Raw genomic sequence first — 15,825 nt, forward strand, 5'->3', positions numbered from 1 at the left:
ACAGGCGGGCCAGGGTGCGTCCACCCGGCCCGCCTTCGTGCTGTCATGGCACAGGAAGGATTCGGCCTCCCCCGCGGTTGAACGATGCGGCGGGACGCGGATCCCGCCGGGCGGCGTCGCCCTCGCACGCCGCCCCTCCCCTCGGACGCGGCGTCTGACCCTGCACGCGACCGACACGGGAGCCCCGCCGTGAACGACCCCCTCACCCGCACCCTCGAACTCGACCCCCTGGGTCCGCTCCTCGACCGCGAGGAGCCGGCCACGACCACCCACGACCTCCACCTCGAGGCCGAGCCGACCACCCTCACCATCCCCGTGGTGGGCGGCGGCGAGGCCATCGTGGTCGACGAGCCCGAGGCGGGCTACCGCAGCACCGCCGCGCTCACCCTCTCGCCCCGGCGCGCGGGCCTCGCCCTGTCCGCGCTGGCGCTCGGGGCGTTCGCGACCGGCGCCAACGAGGCGTCGATCGTCGCGCTCAGCGCGAACATCGCGCGCGGCCTGGGCGCGCCGGTGTCCCAGGTCGGGCTGCTCGCCACCGCGTTCGCCCTCACCGTGGTGCTCGCCGCGATCCCGCTGACCGTGGTGACCCGACGCCTCAGCAAGCGCGTCGCGCTGTCCGCCACGTTCGGCGTGTGGACGGTCGGCCTGGTCCTCGCCGCGAGCGCCGCAGCCCTGCCGCAGCTGGCCGCGGGGCGCATCGTGTCCGCGGCCGCGCACGCGCTGTTCTGGGCGATCGTCGCCCCCACCGCGGCGAGCCTCTTCGCACCGCACCTGAGAGCCCGCTCCGTCACCCGGATCATGGTGGGCGCGGCCGCCGCGGGTGTCGTCGGCACGCCGCTCATCACGGTCGCGGGAGGCTCGCTCGGCTGGCAGGCCCCCTACTGGGCCTTCGCCGCGCTCGGCGTGCTCCTCGCCGTCGCCCTCGCGCTGCTGCTGCCCGGGTCCGCGCCCGCGCGTCGGGGCGCCTCGGACCCCACCGACTCCCCCGTCGAGCACCACGCGACCGGTGACCTGCCGTCCATGAGGGCCTTCGTCCGGGTCCTCGTCGTGACCTTCGCGGCGAGCGTCGCGATGACGACCACCTGGACCTACATCGTGCCGTTCTACACGGACGTCGCCGAGGTGGGCACGAGGACCGTCCCCATCCTGTTCGCGCTCGGCGGCACGGTGGCCGTCGGCACCACGCTCGCTGTCACCCCGTACCTCGCGACGCACGCCGTCCCCACGGTCGCCTTCGGGCTCGTGGTCCTGTCCGTCGCGTGGACGCTTCTCGCCACCGGCCTCGGCTGGGCGGCGGTCGCGGGCCAGGTGGCTCAGGCCGCCGGCTGGGCGGTGCTGCTCGCCGCGCTGCTCAACTGGGCGATGCGTCACAGCCCGTGGCGCTCCGAGGTGGGCGCGTCGACCTACACGGTCGCGATGAACTCGGGCGCCGCCGTGGGTCCGCTCGTGGGCGGCCTCCTGGTCGAGCAGCACGGGCTCCGCGACCTGCCCGTGGTGTCGCTCGCCCTGACGCTGCTGGCCGCGGGCGTGACCGCCGGCGTCGACCGGACGATGCTGCGGCGGCTGCGCGTGCCCCGTCACGTGCGCCTCGCGCTGGAGGCGCGCGACGCGATGCGGGCGCGCCGCCAGGAGTGGCAGCGCCGCACCGGGGCCGCCGTCGGAGAGGCGATCGGCACCGCCGGACAGGGTGCCGCCCGGGCCGCCGACCGCGGCGCGCGACGCGCAGGCTCGGCCCTCAGGTCGCACGTGCGCGACTGGGCCGAGCTAAGCTGACGCCCGGCCTGCGGCGCGCGCCCATCGGGCGCACACTGGAGGCGAGCGGCGCCGCTCCGCGCGCCCGACGCCGCGCGTCCCCGGAAGGCGCGCAGGAGTGGATCATGCTCAAGGACAGCACCGCCACGGCGTGCTTCTCGACCGACGACGTGGCCAAGGCCAAGGAGTTCTACGCCGGGACCCTCGGGGTCCCGATCCTGATGGAGCAGGAAGGTGCGCTCGCGTTGCAGTTCGCGAACGGCACCACCGCCTTCATCTACCTCAAGGAGGACCACGTCCCCGCGGCCCACACCGTCCTCATCCTCACGGGCGCCGACGTGGAGGCCGAGGTGGCCGACCTCAAGAGCCGCGGCGTGGTGTTCGCGGACCTGCCGTACACGGACGACGACGGCATCGCGCGCGAGGACAACATGCCCAAGACCGCGTGGTTCCAGGACCCTGCCGGCAACTGGGTCGCCGTCGGCGAGAACTTCGCCTGAGCGGCCGCGGACGGGCATCGACATGTTGAGCGATAGCAAGGCGTTCGCGAGCTTCTCGACGAACGACATCGACAAGGCGCAGGAGTTCTATGGCGACACCCTGGGGCTCGACGTCAAGCGCTGGGGCGACGAGGGCATGGGCGAGATGCTCTGGATCCCGCTGCCCGGCGGCGGCCGGCTCTTCATCTATCACAAGGAGGACCACCAGCCCGCGACGCACACGGTGCTCAACTTCGAGGTCGACGACTTCGACGGCGAGGTGGCCGCGCTCCGCGGCAAGGGTGTGACGTTCGAGGTCCTGGAGTGGACCGACGAGACCGGCATCGCCCGCGACATCGAGGGCCGCATGCCCGCGACCGCGTGGTTCAAGGACCCGGCCGGCAACTGGATCCTCATCGGCGAGACGATGACGGAGGAGGCCTGAGCACTCGGCGGGACCGCGGCGCCGGTACGGTCGAGCCATGACCGACCTGACCGCGCTCGCCGACGACTACTACGCCTACGCGCTCGGGCTCAGCCCGCTCGACCTCATGTGGGACGGGCGGCTCGAGCACCTCGCGGAGTGGAACGACGTGTCCGTGGAGGGGCGCGCCGCCGCGCACGAGCGGCTCATGGGCTACGCGCGCGCCGCCGAGGCGATCGACCCCGGCGACGACCTCCAGGCACGCGCGCTGCGGGACACCATCAGCTCGCACGCGCGCTCGGCCGCGCTGCACCTCGCGTGGGAGCCCGAGCTGCTCCACCTCAACCCGACGATGGGCGCGTGGGAGAACATCCTGTCGTTCATCGACGCCTTCCCGCTGCGCACGGCCGCGCACGGCGAGGCCTACCTCACGAAGCTCCGGCGCCTGCCGCGGTTCCTCGACGACCTGCTCGACGTGGCCGAGGACGCCGCGGACGCGGGCCGGGTCGCCCTCGAACGTCACCTGCTCGACACGGCACGCTCCGCCGAGTCCTACCTTCGCGCCGCGCACGCCGGCGACGACCGCATGCTCGCCCAGGCCGCCCCCACCGAGGTGGACGATGCGGCGCGGGCCGAGTGGGTCCGCGACCGCGACCGCGTGGTCGCGTCCGCGGTGCACGAGGGCGTGGCCCGCTTCGCCGACCGCCTGCGCCGCCTCGCCGACCGCGGCACGCCCGACGACCGTCCCGGCCTGGTCCACCTGCCCGGCGGCGCCGCGGTGTACCGCGACCGGATGTGGTCGCACCTCCAGCTGGACCTCACCCCGGAGGAGGTCCACGCGCTGGGCGTCGCGCAGGTCGCGCGCCTCGAGGACGAGTACCGCGAGATGGCCGGCCCCCTGCTCGGCACCGACGACATCGCCGAGATCTACGCCCGGCTGCGCGACGACGAGGCGCTGCGCTACACGTCCGCCGACGCGATCGTGCGGGACGCCGAGGCCGCCCTCGCGCGCGCCGAGGAGGCCTCGCCCGCGTGGTTCTCCGTCATGCCCCGCGCACGCTGCCTCGGGCACGCGACCGACTTCGGCGCGATGGCCTACTACTCCGCGCCCGTGCCGTCGACGGGCAAGGAGGGCGACTTCTACTTCAAGACCTCCGACCCGCACGCGTGGGCCACCTACGAGCTCGAGGCGATCGCGTTCCACGAGGCCATCCCCGGCCACCACCTCCAGTTCGCGCTGCACGCCGAGAACGAGGACCTCCACATCGTCCAGCGCGAGCTCTTCAGCACCGCGTACGCCGAGGGCTGGGGCCTCTACACCGAGCGGCTCGCCGACGAGATGGGCCTGTACTCGTCGGAGCTGTCGCGCGTGGGCATGCTGAGCGCCGACTCGCTGCGCGCGTGCCGCCTCGTGGTCGACACCGGCATCCACGCGCTCGGCTGGAGCCGCGAGCAGGCGATCGAGTACTGCCTCGCCCACTCCCCCCTCGACCGCCACCACATCGAGCAGGAGGTCGACCGCTACATCGGGCTGCCGGGCCAGGCCCTCGCCTACATGGTGGGCCGGCTCGAGATCCTCGCGATCCGCGACGAGGCGCAGCGGCGACCCGGCTTCGACATCCGCGACTTCCACGCGGACGTGCTCGGCTACGGCGCCGTCCCGCTCACCACGCTGCGCCGCATCGTCCTGGGATGATGGAGGGCGCGCCGCCCGCCGCCGTGCGCGCTCCCAGGACGACCGTTCGCGTCGTCGCCACTACCCCCCGGGGTAGGCACATGCTTCGCAACATGTCAACTTTTACAACGTTACGAGGCATGCCTAACCTGGAGCGGTCATGTCGCTCCACCCCCGCATCATCGCGCTCGCCTGCGCGCTTCCGCTGACGCTCGCCGCGTGCTCGTCGTCGTCGGACAGCGCGCCCACCGCGAGCGCCGAGCGCATCGTCTCCGGCACCACCCCGACCACCGAGGTCTCCCCGACGACGCCGGCCGAGATCGGCGGGGACGCGCACGCGTCGGTGACCTCGCAGGAGGTCGTCGCGACCGGGCTCGACGCGCCGTGGTCGATCGCGACGATGGCCGACGGCTCGCTGCTCGTGTCGGAGCGCGACACGGCCCTCATCAAGCGCGTCCGCGCCGGCATCGCGACGAGCCTCAACGGCCCGGGCGCCGACACGCTCCGCCGCGTGGTGAACAACGCGGGCGAGGGCGGGCTGCTCGGCATCGCGGTCCTCCCGGGCGACACCACCTACCTGTACGCCTACATCACGCGCGCCGACGACAACGCGGTGCTGCGCATGGAGCTCAACGGCGACCTGCTGAGCCAGCCCACGGCGATCGTCGAGGGCATCCCGGCGGCGAAGAACCACGACGGCGGCCGCATGGCGTTCGGCCCCGACGGCTTCCTGTACATCGCGACCGGCGACGCCGGCCAGGGCGCGAAGGCGGCCGACCCCGGCTCGATGGCGGGCAAGATCCTCCGCGTGGTCGCCAAGGGCGGCGCCAAGGACGGCAGGGCCGCGCCCGGCAACCCGTGGGGCAACCGCGTGTGGTCGATGGGACACCGCAACGTCGAGGGCCTGGCCTTCGTCGCCGACGGCCGCCTCTACGCGACCGAGCTCGGCCAGGACGCGTGGGACGAGCTCAACCTCATCACCGCCGGCAGCGACTACGGCTGGCCGTCGACGGAGGGCACGGACGGCCTGCCGGCCGACGGCATCACCGCGCCGGTCGAGACCTGGACGCCGGACGATGCGTCGCCGTCGGGCCTCGCGGCCACGCACGAGGCGCTCTACGTCGCCTCGCTCAAGGGCGAGCGCCTGTGGCGCATCCCCCTCACGGCGGACGGCACGGGCGAGCCCGAGGTGATCCTCGACGGCATCGGCCGCATCCGCGACGTCGCGGTCGGCGCCGACGGCAGCCTCTACGTCGCCACCACCAACACCGACGGTCGCGGCACCGCCCGCAAGGGCGACGACCGCATCGTCCACCTCACCGTCGGCTGAGCCTCCCGAACCCCTCCGGCCCCACCCCGGGCCTACCCGGCTCCGCGCGACCCCGTGCGGCGGCCGCCTAGATCGGTTCCGGCAGCAGCCCCGTGAAGTCGAGCACACCGTCCTCGCCGCGCGGCACGGGCGTCGCGGAGACGATCGCCTCGCGCGGGATCGGCCCGTACAGGTGCGGGTACTTGTCGTCGGAGCCCAGCACCGCCTCGAACTCGACGCGCGAGCGCACCTTCGCGGGGTCGACCCGCAGCAGCACCACGTCCTGGCCGCCGTAGAAGGCCGCGCCCACCCCGGCGACCTGGCGCGCGAGGCTGAGGTGGATGAAGCCCTCGTCCTCGAGGCTGCGGCCGAGCGTCGAGACCGTGTACGGCTCCGTCGCGGCCGGATCCCACTCCGCGGCGGTGGCGAGGTGGTAGAGGTGCGGGATCTCGAGCATGGTCCCAGCGTGGCACGGGCGGGGCTCCGGCGCCGTGTGGAGCGTCGGGCCGGTGACGTTCCCGCGTGTCGGGGCTGTCCGTGCGCTCGGGCGTGTCGGCGGGGTCGGCCTGTTCCCTTCCCGCTGTTTCAGGAATCCCTTGAACAGCCTCGCGGGCGTCAGCTGAGCGGGCCGTCGACGAGCACGGCCCGCGGGTGGAGCACCGCGAGCGTGATGCCGGGCGACGTCGTCGCGATGGTGGTGTCGAACGGGGCCCACGTGCCGTCGGCGACCCGGTACTCCCCCGACCATGTGGTGGTGAGCGTGACCGTCGCCGAGTCGAGCGCACGGCCGTAGGCGTGCGTGACGGTGGCGTCCGGGTAGGGCGCGCCGGGGTCGGAGGTGGTGGTCTCGTCGCCGTCGCCCCAGGACCACGTGAAGGTGGCGGGGGTGGCGCGGATGTCGACGTCGGCGCCGAGCAGCACCGCCGAGTGGTGGCGGAGGCCGTCCTCGGCGATGGCGATGGTGGGGACGGTCGCGTAGACGACCCCGGTCGCGGGCTGGAGCGAGGCCTCGGAGGGGTCGGGGCGCAGCTCGGTCCACTCGCGCTCGATGAGGGCGAAGAGGTCGGCTTCCGAGGGGCACGAGTACCAGGCGGCGACCGACCATGCGCTCCAGGTGCCGTCGACGAGCTGCTCGCGCATCCACAGCGGCGCGATGGGCGCCATGCCGCCCGGGCAGTCGGGGATCATGCCGGCGGCGAGGGGCGAGCAGGTCTCGGTCTCGGCGGTCATGGGGGTGCCGCCCGCGCACGCGGGCGAGCGCAGGTACTCCCGCGGCGTCGAGGAGACCTGGGTGGCTCCTCCACCTCCCTCATCGAGCCAATCCCGCTTCGCCTCAACATCGAAGTCGTCATCGTCGACTCCCGCTTCGACACCGATTTCCTCCGGGCCCTCCTCCGCACGCGCGGCGGGTCCGACCACAGTGACGAGCACGAACACGAGCACTACACCGACGACGACGCCCCACTTCATGCAGGTGCCGACTCTGTGACGACGCCACTCACCCGCCAGAGCGAGTCAATGAACACGAGCTTCATGGTGAAGGTGGTCTCAAGCGCAGATTGTGCCTCGGTGCGCTGGCCGCTCGAGGAAATCCGATCGAGCGGATCAACGTGCCCTGTGAGCTTGACGAACGCAATCCCGTCGTCCTCCAGTGCAGCCCGGATCGACGATTGATCGATTGTGATCTCACCTCCCTCGGCGGTATCACCACTCGCTACCAGCGCATCTACGTTGGCGGCTTGACTTGAGCAGTAGTCGCATTCTGGGGCGGCGAGGCCGACCCAAGCCGCCGTGTCTGTGGTCGCGAAGATCGAGCCAGCAAGCCCCGCATAGAACGTCGCCGTCATCATCGCCCCGTAGACGTCGGAGCGTTCCGCACCCTCGGGCATCATCGACAGCAGCTCGTCGTCGCTCAGCGCGGTGGAGGACGGGCTCGGCGTGCTCGACGGCGTCTGCGTGGGCGTCACCGCGGCGACGGAGGTCGGCGATACCGTGACGATCGGCTCGGTCTCCCCTGTGCATGCCGCAAGAGCGACGCACACGCCCGCGAGCATCGTCGCCGCGGCCGCGCGGCGCGCCACCCGCCCCCCTGGGATGAACCGCATGAAACGAAGGTAACGGACGAAACCCCCTGGCAGAAGGCCTCGGTCGAGACTTGGGGATGGAGGCGGGCTATTTCAGGAATCCCTTGAACAGTGCGAACAGAGCACGTCGCCCCGCGCTGACACGCCGGAGAAGCCCCGCGCGCCCGACGGCCGCACCGCCCGCATCGTCCCCAACGCGGCCAAGAAGCCCGACCACGCAGCTACCGCGCGCGCCGCTTCCCCACGCCGGGCAGGAACTTGCCCGTGCGCGCCGCGTAGTCCTCGTACCCGGGGTACGCGCGCACCAGGAAGCCCTCCTCGACCCGCGTCTTGATATCGAAGAACACGAGCAGCACCACCGCGGACACCAGCGTCCACAGCTTCCCCGACCCGACCGCCATCCCGAACGCGACGACGATGATCGCCGCGTACATCGGGTGCCGCACGAAACCATAGATCCCGCCGGCGGCGAGCCCCGCGCCGTTGGGCGTGGGCATGGGGGTGAGCGCACGGCCCAGGTCCTTGCCCGACCAGAACATGCCCAGCAGCCCCAGCAGCACGAGCGTGCTCCCGAGCCACAGCGAGCCCTCGACTCCCGGCCCGTCCAGCAGCGCTGTCACGCCGACTGCCAGGAAGATCACCCCCTGCAGCCCGACGAGCAGGAGCCCGAGCAGACGGGTGCGCGCAGGTGACGACATCGGGCCAGGCTACCCGCCCTGCTTGCGCGCGATGTGAGGCTCGCGTGCCTCGGCCGCGCCGGAGGTGCCCGGCTGGTGGGCGTCGATCCACCGGTCGACCGTCTCCCACCACTCGTACAGCCACGTCTCGCGCGCCTCGCGACCGTCGGGTACGGACTCCGGGTCCGCGGTCCAGCCCTTGATGACGATGCGCTTGTCGACCGGGAGCTCGCGCCACACGTCCGCGACGGTCGACAGCCGCTCGAGGCCCGTGTGCCCGACCACCACCACGCGCGCGTCCGGCCGTGCCTCCATCGCCGCGAGCACACCTCCCGGGTGCGGCGGCATCACGTGCGGCATGCCCTCGGCACGGTCGGCGAGCCCGTCGTGCCCCTGCTCCCGCAGCGCCGCGATCCGCCGCTCGCGCCGCTTGGGCGTCGCGTTGGCCCCCTCGGGGAAGATCAGCAGCGCGCCCTCGTCGCCCAGCTCGCGCGCGAGCGCGGCGATCGCCTCGGTCCCGCCCGGTGCACCCAGCGCCCGATGCCGGCGCGGGGTGAGGAACCGCGATGGGATCCGGTGCAGCAGGATGTCGATCGCGGGATCCCACTGGAGCGTGTCCTTGAGCACGATCGCGGGCGCCCGGCCGAACCGGTTGAGCAGCGCGTCCACCAGGATGAACGAGTCGCCGGGGCCGGCATGGCGGCACACGACGATGAGCGGGCTCCCCGGGGCGATCTCGTCGAGGTTCGCATCCTCGAGGTCGATCTCGAGGCGCAGCGTCCACCGTCCCTGCGCGAACAGGACCTTGAGCATCGTCCTGGCGAGCGCCAGGTGGTTCCTTTGCGACGCCTCCGAGTGGATCTGCGTGCCGAAGCCGTGCCACACCCACAGCCCGGTGAGCGCGACCACGCACGCCGCGTCCCACAGCAGGTAGAAGCCCGCCAGCCACACGATGCGCGTGAGCCGCAGCCGCCCGGGCAGGGCGAAGCTCACCGCCGCGGCGACCGCGACGAGCAGCCAGGCCGCGAGCGGCAGCCACACGAACGCGACCGCGACGATCAGCGGTGCGAGCACCGCACGGCGGACCCAGCGCGGCGGCAGGCGCCACCAGCGCGTTCGTCGCGGGGTCCGGGGTCCGCCGGTGGGAGGGGACGATGCGGCGGTCACGCGCCCGCCCTCACGCCGGCGAGGTACGCGGCCGAGGCGGCACGCGCCGCCTCGATGCGTGCGTGGGTCCGGTCGAGCCGGCGGTACGCGCCGAGCCGCTCGTCGCCCGGCTGCCGCCCGCCGTACGGCAGCACGTGGAGCTCGACGTGCTCGGGCACCAAGGCGCGCTCCCGCTGGAAGCGGTGACGGCGGGAGATCTCGAACGCGATGCGTGCGACGTCGGACGGCGTGCGCGGCGGGTGGAGCGGCTCCTCGATGCGGCCCACCTGGAGCACGTAGACCGTGGTGGCGCCCCGCGCGACCGCCTCCCCCACCGGGATGGAGTTGACGATGCCGCCGTCGACGAAGTGCTCGCCGTCGATCTGCGTGGGCGGCAGCGCCGCCGGCACGGACGCCGAGGCCATGACCGCGTCGACCACCGGACCCGAGTCGAACCAGTGCTCCGACGCCCGCTCGATCGACGCGGCGCATACCGCGAGCGGCACCGCGAGATCCTCGAAGCGCGTGTCGTGGCCGATGACGTCCTCGATGAGCCCGCGCAGCGCGTCCGGGTCGTTGAGGTGCGTGCGGTGCTTCGCGAGCCTGCGCGCCTGGCGGTACCAGGACTCGCCGTAGATGTCCCCCGCGGTCGACGACGCCCACGTGTGCTCGAGCCTCTCCACCACGTCGAGGTGGGGGTCCTGCGCGACGGCCGCGCCGTTGATCGCGCCGATCGACGTGCCCACGACGAGCTGCGGGACGATGTCCGCCTCGAGCAGCGCGCGCAGCATCCCGACCTCGGTGGCGCCACGGACGCCGCCGCCTCCCAGGACGAATGCGACGGTCATGTGGCCAGGGTAGGCGGCTGCTAGCGTCGGTGCGGTGGCAGCGCGCCCCATCCCGCCGCATCGTCGCTCCGAACCCGGGTCATGATCACGCTCATCATCGTCGGACTGGTCTCCGGAATCATCACCGCGATCAGCCCCTGCGTCCTGCCCGTGCTTCCCGCGATCCTCACCAGCGCGATCCAGGACGGGGCGAGCAGCCGGCGCCGCCCGCTCGTCGTGGTCGCGGGCCTCGTGACGAGCTTCGCGGTGTTCACCCTCATCGGCGGCATCCTGCTGGCGAGCCTGGGCCTGCCCGACGACCTGCTGCGGTGGATCGGGATCATCGTGCTGGCGATCGTCGGTATCGGACTGATGATCCCCCAGGTGGGCGAGCTGCTGCAGCGGCCGTTCGAGCGCATCCGCCCCATCCAGATGGACCGCAACGGCAACGGCTTCGTCATGGGCCTCGCGCTGGGCCTGGTCTTCGTGCCGTGCGCCGGGCCGATCCTCGCGTCGATCACCGTGCTCGCCGCCACCAACGGCGTGAGCTGGGGGCTCGTCGCGCTGACGCTCGCCTTCAGCGCGGGCATCGCGATCCCGCTGCTGGTGTTCGGCTTCGCGGGGCAGGCGATCTTCGGCCGCATCAAGGCGGTCCGCGAGCGCCTCCAGCTCATCCGCTCGATCTCGGGCGCGGTGCTGCTCGCGACCGCGCTCGTCATCGCGACCAACGTGGCCGAACCGCTCCAGCGCGCGGTGCCCGGCTGGCTCGCGAGCGTGCAGAACTCGATCGAGGACAACGACTCCGTGCGCGACGAGCTCGACACCCTCGCCGGCCGCGAGGACGTCGACACCTCGCTCAGCGGCGACCAGCTGACCTTCGACCAGTGCGCCGACGACGGCGGCACGCTCCACAACTGCGGACCGGCGCGCGACCTGCCCGGCATCGAGGCGTGGCTCAACACCGACGGCGGCGAGGCGCTCGACCTCGACGAGCTCCAGGGTCAGGTGGTGCTCATCGACTTCTGGACGTACTCGTGCATCAACTGCCAGCGCACGTTCCCGTACCTGACCGCGTGGGACGACCGCTACCGCGACGACGGCCTCACCATCATCGGCGTGCACTCCCCCGAGTTCGCCTTCGAGAAGGTGATCGACAACGTCTCGGACGCCGCGGACCGGTACGGGATCCACTACCCGATCGCGATCGACAACGACTTCGAGACGTGGCGCGAGTGGGACCAGCGCTTCTGGCCCGCGCACTACCTCATCGATCAGAACGGCATGGTCCGCCAGGTCCACTACGGCGAGGGCGCGTACGAGGAGACCGAGATGCTCATCCAGCAGCTCCTCGACACTCCCCCGCAGGACACGGTCGTGGCGGATCCGGGCAACCACACGGTGGGCCGCAGCCACGAGACGTACCTGGGCTACGGGCGCGGGTACGCGAAGGCGAACGGCGACTACCCGCGCGACGAGGCGCACGACTTCGGCACGGGTCCGGTACCGGGCACCGACGAGGTGTCGCTGTCGGGCACGTGGACCGTGGGCGAGGAGAACATCACCGCGGGCGCCGAGGCGTCGCTCGCGATGCGCTTCTACGCCGCCGACGTGCACCTCGTGCTCGCGGGCGAGGGCACCGTCACCGTGAGCCTCGAGGGCGATCCGTCCTACCGCGAGGTGGTGGAGGTGAGCGGCACGCCGGACCTGTACGACCTCTACACCGGCGACCCCACCACGGACACCATCCACCTCGACTTCAGCGACGGCGTCGAGGCGTACGCGTTCACCTTCGGGTGAGCCGGGGTTGCGCCCGAGGCCGAGGCGGCCGAGGAGCCCGCACCCATCCACCGCATCGGCCGCCACGAACTACGACCGTCGGGCACGACATCCCCGAGAAGCCCGGCACAGGGAGGAATCATGTACCGAATGCGCACGCTCGCCGTTCCGGGTCTCATCCTGCTGGCCGGCACCACGCTCGCCGCCTGCGGCGACACGGAGCCCGCCTCGACGAGCTCGGACGACTCGATGATGGAGGAGACCATGGAGTCCACCCCCATGGAATCCGAGTCGATGATGTCCGACGACGAGATGATGGAGGACGACTCCACCATGGAGTCCGACGACGAGATGATGGACGAGTCGCACGACGACTCCACCATGGACAGCGACGAGATGATGGAGGACGAGGGCTGACGCCTTCGGACCGGACGATGCGGAGGGCGAGTTGAGCGCGAACGGGAGCGAGCGGCGGCTGCGGGCGGTGCCCGCGGACCGCGCCGACGCGACCCCCGACGCGCACCCGGGCGCCCGCACGGATGCCGATGCGCTGGCCGACCTGCTCGTGCGTACCGGCCGGGGCGACCAGGCCGCGTTCGAGCGGGTCTACGACGCCCTGGCCGGCACGGTGCACGGCCTGGCCCTCCGCATCGTCCGGGATCCGCAGCTCGCCGAGGACGTCGCCCAGGAGGCGCTCGTCGAGGTGTGGCGCGCGGCGGCCCGCTACCGGCCCGAGCACGGGTCGGCGCGCGCGTGGGTGCTCACCATCACCCACCGCCGCGCGGTCGACCGGGTCCGCTCCGAGCAGGCCCACGCCGACCGCCTCATGAACCACGGCCCGCGCCATGCGGTCGCGGCCGCCGAGCAGCTCGACCGGCCCGACGACGTGGTCGACGCGATGGACGCGCAGTGGCGCGCGGCACGCGTCCGCAAGGGCCTCGAGGCGCTCACCCCGCTCCAGCGCGAGGCGCTCGAGCTCACGTACTACAAGGGCTACACGAACCGGCAGCTGGCCGAGTCGCTCGGGATCCCGCTGGGCACCGCGAAGGCCCGCATCCGTGACGCGATGATCCGGCTGCGCGACCACTGGGAGGTGGCGCGATGAACGAGAACGTGCACTCCCTCATCGGCGCGTACGCCGTCGACGCGGTCACGCCCGACGAGCGCGCCGACTTCGAGGCGCACCTGTCCGCGTGCGAGGACTGCACCGCGGAGCTCGCGGGCCTGCGCGAGACCGCGGCGATGCTGGGCGAGGCGGACGTCGCCGCCGCCCCGGCGGGCCTGCGCGCGAGCGTGCTCGAGGAGATCGGCCGCACGGCGCAGCTGCCGCCCCTGACGGAGGACGATGCGGCGGTCGCGCGGGACGCTGAGGGTCCCGTGCCGCTCGAGGCGGCCCGCGAGGCCCGCCAGGACCGCCATGCCCGGACGCGTCGCGGATGGCCGCGGCTCGCGGTCGCGGCGGCGGTGGCCTCGGTGCTGGCGGTCGGCGGGCTCGTGGGCTCGACCCTCATGGCCGACCGGGACGACCAGCTCGCGCTCGAGAAGGACGTCATGATGGTGACGAGCGCGCCGGATGCGAAGTCGATGGACCTCGGGCTCGGTACCGCGCACCTCGTCGTCAGCGAGAGGATGTCGACCGTGGTGGCGATGGGCGACGACTGCCCGCACCCCAAGGACGGCATGGCCTACCAGCTTTGGCTGGTGATGGACGACGGCTCCAAGGAGGCCGGTCCCACCTTCATGCCCGATGCCGACGGCACCTTCATGACGATGGTGCACATGGACATGGAGGGCGTCGCGGCGGTCGCGGTGACCGAGGAGCCCATGGGCGGCTCGACCGAGCCGACCTCCACCGAGGTCGCCGTCGTCGAGCTGTAGCGGCCGCTCAGTCGTCGCCGTCGGGGTGCTCGGCGCGCAGCTGCAGCGAGATCTGCTCCGCGTCCAGGATCCGCATGGCGTCGCCCAGGGTCTCGGAGCCGTACGTGCCGAGCCCGCGCACCTCGAGGATGCGCTCGCGCTGCGCCTCGATGATCGCGAGCCGCAGCTCGAGGAACTGCGCGCCGTGGCCGACCGTCTCCTCGTCCTCGGCCTGCGCATGGCTCAGCGCGCGACGCACCGCCTCGACCACCCCCGGCGCGAACGCGCCGCCGTCCCGGGCGCGCAGCGCATCGTCCGCGAGGACCGTGTCGGCGACGCCGGACAGGAGGTCGCGCAGTTCCTCGCGCTCGCGCTCGTCGTGCACGGACTCCCCCGCGATCCCGAGGCGCTGGGTGATCCACGGCAGAGTCGACCCCTGCATCATGAGCGAGCCGACCGCCACCACGAAGGCGATGAGCACCAGCGTGGACCGCAGCGGCGTGTCCGCGGGCAGCGACTGGGCCGCCGCGACGGTGATCGCGCCGCGCATGCCGGCCCACACGAGCACGCCTCCCTCGCGCCACCCCAGCGGGCGGTTCTCGAGGTAGTCGGCGTACGCCGAGTGCTGCTCGACGCGGCGCGCCGCTGCCTCCCGATGCGCGGGGTCGGGATGCGACTCGGCCCGCTGGCCGAGGCCCTCGACGCGCTCGTGCCTCGCCCTCACCCGGCGCGCGCGCCGCGCGGCCGCCATCACCACGGGCGCGATGTAGGCGATGCGGATGAGCAGCACGAGGCCCAGCGCCGCGGCGCCGATGCCCACCGCGCCCCACACCGAGCCGTGGGTCTCCTCGACGTCGGCGACGAGCGTGGTGAGCTCGAGGCCGAGCAGCAGGAACACCACGCCCTCGAGCAGCAGCTCGGCGGTGCGCCAGTTGGTGCGTTCGGAGATGCGGTCCGCGGGGCGCAGGTACTTGGGCGCGCGATACCCCGCGACCAGGCCCGCCACCACCGCGGCGACCAGGCCCGAGGCGCCCAGCAGCTCCGCCGGGACGGCGGCGGCGAACGGCGCCACGAAGGAGATGGCGGTGCTGTTGGCCGCGCCCGGCACGAGGCGCCGCAGCCGCACGCTCAGCTCGCCCGTCACCAGCCCGACGATGACGGCGATCACCACGGCGGAGGCGAAGTCCCAGGTCGCCTCGCCGAACGTCATGCTGGCGCCCGCCGCCGCGACGGCGGTGCGCAGCGTCACGAGGGCGGTGGCGTCGTTGAACATCGACTCGGCCTCGAGCACCGTGACGATGCGTGGGCTCACCCCCATCTTGCGGATGATCTGGACCGCGACCGCATCCGTGGGGCTCACCACCGCGCCCAGCGCCGCGCCCAGCGCGAAGCCGATCCCCGGGATCACCTGCATGAAGAACAGGCCCATGAGGCCCGCGCTCACGAGCACGAGCACGATCGACAGGCTCGAGATCGCGCGGAAGTCGCGCCGGAACTCGGTCGCGGGCAGCGCGACGGCGGCGGAGTACAGCAGCGGCGGGATGATGCCGAGCAGGATGAACTCGGACTCGACCTCGATCTCGGGCATGCCCGGGACGAAGCTCACCCCCACGCCGAGCAGCACGAGCAGCAGCGGAGCCGCGACCCCGACCCGCGGTGCGATGGAGTGCACGCCGACGATCGCGATGACCGCCACCACCCCGATGAGAAGCACCTCGTCCACGCACGACCTCCCTGGCTCCGGGCCGAGTCCCGTGCCCCCAGCCAACCACCTCAGCCGCGCCGGATGCGAGCGGCGCGACCGGCTCGGGTCGCGCGC

Annotated in this window: 16 protein-coding genes; 9 read left to right on the forward strand and 7 right to left on the reverse strand. The window is 72.7% G+C overall.

Annotated features, from left to right (window positions below):
• The first annotated feature begins 189 nt into the window (after window positions 1-189).
• From QQX09_RS07765 to QQX09_RS07785, 5 genes are all read left to right on the forward strand, one after another.
• The gene (locus tag QQX09_RS07765; RefSeq protein ID WP_301133119.1) at window positions 190-1,773 is read left to right on the forward strand and encodes an MFS transporter; all 1,584 of its coding nucleotides are present in this window, start codon (window positions 190-192) and stop codon (window positions 1,771-1,773) included.
• Window positions 1,774-1,877: 104 nt separating this feature from the next.
• Entirely contained in the window at window positions 1,878-2,252 is a 375-nt protein-coding gene (locus QQX09_RS07770) for a VOC family protein (RefSeq protein ID WP_301133121.1), read from the forward strand.
• A 22-nt stretch (window positions 2,253-2,274) separates the two neighbouring features.
• The gene (locus QQX09_RS07775) at window positions 2,275-2,676 is read left to right on the forward strand and encodes a VOC family protein (protein ID WP_301133123.1); all 402 of its coding nucleotides are present in this window, start codon (window positions 2,275-2,277) and stop codon (window positions 2,674-2,676) included.
• Between the two features lie 37 nt (window positions 2,677-2,713).
• On the forward strand, window positions 2,714-4,351 hold the full coding sequence (locus tag QQX09_RS07780; RefSeq protein ID WP_301133126.1) for a DUF885 domain-containing protein: 1,638 nt from the start codon (window positions 2,714-2,716) through the stop codon (window positions 4,349-4,351).
• 139 nt (window positions 4,352-4,490) lie between these two features.
• On the forward strand, window positions 4,491-5,660 hold the full coding sequence (locus QQX09_RS07785; RefSeq protein ID WP_301133128.1) for a PQQ-dependent sugar dehydrogenase: 1,170 nt from the start codon (window positions 4,491-4,493) through the stop codon (window positions 5,658-5,660).
• Between the two features lie 67 nt (window positions 5,661-5,727).
• Here the strand turns inward: QQX09_RS07785 and QQX09_RS07790 are convergent, their stop codons facing one another.
• The 6 genes from QQX09_RS07790 to QQX09_RS07815 all read right to left on the reverse strand — a co-directional run bounded on the left by QQX09_RS07790 (window position 5,728) and on the right by QQX09_RS07815 (window position 10,394).
• Window positions 5,728-6,096: a DUF952 domain-containing protein gene (locus QQX09_RS07790; RefSeq protein ID WP_301133131.1), complete on the reverse strand. Its 369-nt coding sequence runs from the start codon at window positions 6,094-6,096 to the stop codon at window positions 5,728-5,730.
• 158 nt (window positions 6,097-6,254) lie between these two features.
• On the reverse strand, window positions 6,255-6,869 hold the full coding sequence (locus QQX09_RS07795) for a hypothetical protein (RefSeq protein ID WP_301133134.1): 615 nt from the start codon (window positions 6,867-6,869) through the stop codon (window positions 6,255-6,257).
• 236 nt (window positions 6,870-7,105) lie between these two features.
• Window positions 7,106-7,744 carry a DUF6318 family protein gene (locus QQX09_RS07800; protein WP_301133135.1) on the reverse strand — a complete coding sequence of 213 codons (639 nt, stop codon included), beginning with the start codon at window positions 7,742-7,744 and terminating at the stop codon, window positions 7,106-7,108.
• A gap of 200 nt (window positions 7,745-7,944) precedes the next feature.
• Window positions 7,945-8,421 carry a methyltransferase family protein gene (locus QQX09_RS07805; protein ID WP_301133137.1) on the reverse strand — a complete coding sequence of 159 codons (477 nt, stop codon included), beginning with the start codon at window positions 8,419-8,421 and terminating at the stop codon, window positions 7,945-7,947.
• Between the two features lie 9 nt (window positions 8,422-8,430).
• The gene (locus QQX09_RS07810) at window positions 8,431-9,474 is read right to left on the reverse strand and encodes a 1-acyl-sn-glycerol-3-phosphate acyltransferase (protein ID WP_301133139.1); all 1,044 of its coding nucleotides are present in this window, start codon (window positions 9,472-9,474) and stop codon (window positions 8,431-8,433) included.
• A gap of 89 nt (window positions 9,475-9,563) precedes the next feature.
• Window positions 9,564-10,394: a patatin-like phospholipase family protein gene (locus QQX09_RS07815; RefSeq protein WP_301133141.1), complete on the reverse strand. Its 831-nt coding sequence runs from the start codon at window positions 10,392-10,394 to the stop codon at window positions 9,564-9,566.
• Window positions 10,395-10,475: 81 nt separating this feature from the next.
• On the opposite strand from QQX09_RS07815, the gene QQX09_RS07820 reads away from it, so the two are divergent.
• The 4 genes from QQX09_RS07820 to QQX09_RS07835 all read left to right on the forward strand — a co-directional run bounded on the left by QQX09_RS07820 (window position 10,476) and on the right by QQX09_RS07835 (window position 14,027).
• The gene (locus QQX09_RS07820; RefSeq protein WP_301133144.1) at window positions 10,476-12,170 is read left to right on the forward strand and encodes a cytochrome c biogenesis protein DipZ; all 1,695 of its coding nucleotides are present in this window, start codon (window positions 10,476-10,478) and stop codon (window positions 12,168-12,170) included.
• Between the two features lie 120 nt (window positions 12,171-12,290).
• Window positions 12,291-12,566, forward strand: coding sequence for a hypothetical protein (locus QQX09_RS07825; protein WP_301133146.1), 276 nt, complete (start codon window positions 12,291-12,293; stop codon window positions 12,564-12,566).
• A gap of 31 nt (window positions 12,567-12,597) precedes the next feature.
• Complete coding sequence (locus QQX09_RS07830) at window positions 12,598-13,254, forward strand: sigma-70 family RNA polymerase sigma factor (RefSeq protein ID WP_301133148.1); 657 nt, start codon at window positions 12,598-12,600, stop codon at window positions 13,252-13,254.
• Entirely contained in the window at window positions 13,251-14,027 is a 777-nt protein-coding gene (locus tag QQX09_RS07835; RefSeq protein ID WP_301133149.1) for an anti-sigma factor, read from the forward strand. The genes QQX09_RS07830 and QQX09_RS07835 overlap by 4 nt, the downstream gene beginning before the upstream one ends.
• Before the next feature lie 7 nt (window positions 14,028-14,034).
• Here QQX09_RS07835 and QQX09_RS07840 read toward each other — a convergent pair whose 3' ends face one another.
• Window positions 14,035-15,729, reverse strand: a complete 1,695-nt coding sequence (locus QQX09_RS07840; protein WP_301133151.1) for a cation:proton antiporter — start codon at window positions 15,727-15,729, stop codon at window positions 14,035-14,037.
• Between the last annotated feature and the right edge of the window lie 96 nt (window positions 15,730-15,825).

Origin of the sequence: Demequina litoralis, from assembly GCF_030418455.1 — a bacterium.
Classification (GTDB): domain Bacteria; phylum Actinomycetota; class Actinomycetes; order Actinomycetales; family Demequinaceae; genus Demequina; species Demequina litoralis.

Bases quoted from the DNA above. Each gene is read 5' to 3' on its own strand.
- QQX09_RS07790 (WP_301133131.1), bottom strand. From the start codon at position 6,096: ATGCTCGAGATCCCGCACCTCTACCACCTCGCCACCGCCGCGGAGTGG.
- QQX09_RS07805 (WP_301133137.1), bottom strand. From the start codon at position 8,421: ATGTCGTCACCTGCGCGCACCCGTCTGCTCGGGCTCCTGCTCGTCGGG.
- QQX09_RS07815 (WP_301133141.1), bottom strand. From the start codon at position 10,394: ATGACCGTCGCATTCGTCCTGGGAGGCGGCGGCGTCCGTGGCGCCACC.
- QQX09_RS07770 (WP_301133121.1), top strand. From the start codon at position 1,878: ATGCTCAAGGACAGCACCGCCACGGCGTGCTTCTCGACCGACGACGTG.
- QQX09_RS07780 (WP_301133126.1), top strand. From the start codon at position 2,714: ATGACCGACCTGACCGCGCTCGCCGACGACTACTACGCCTACGCGCTC.
- QQX09_RS07800 (WP_301133135.1), bottom strand. From the start codon at position 7,744: ATGCGGTTCATCCCAGGGGGGCGGGTGGCGCGCCGCGCGGCCGCGGCG.
- QQX09_RS07820 (WP_301133144.1), top strand. From the start codon at position 10,476: ATGATCACGCTCATCATCGTCGGACTGGTCTCCGGAATCATCACCGCG.
- QQX09_RS07775 (WP_301133123.1), top strand. From the start codon at position 2,275: ATGTTGAGCGATAGCAAGGCGTTCGCGAGCTTCTCGACGAACGACATC.
- QQX09_RS07785 (WP_301133128.1), top strand. From the start codon at position 4,491: ATGTCGCTCCACCCCCGCATCATCGCGCTCGCCTGCGCGCTTCCGCTG.
- QQX09_RS07835 (WP_301133149.1), top strand. From the start codon at position 13,251: ATGAACGAGAACGTGCACTCCCTCATCGGCGCGTACGCCGTCGACGCG.
- QQX09_RS07795 (WP_301133134.1), bottom strand. From the start codon at position 6,869: ATGACCGCCGAGACCGAGACCTGCTCGCCCCTCGCCGCCGGCATGATC.
- QQX09_RS07825 (WP_301133146.1), top strand. From the start codon at position 12,291: ATGTACCGAATGCGCACGCTCGCCGTTCCGGGTCTCATCCTGCTGGCC.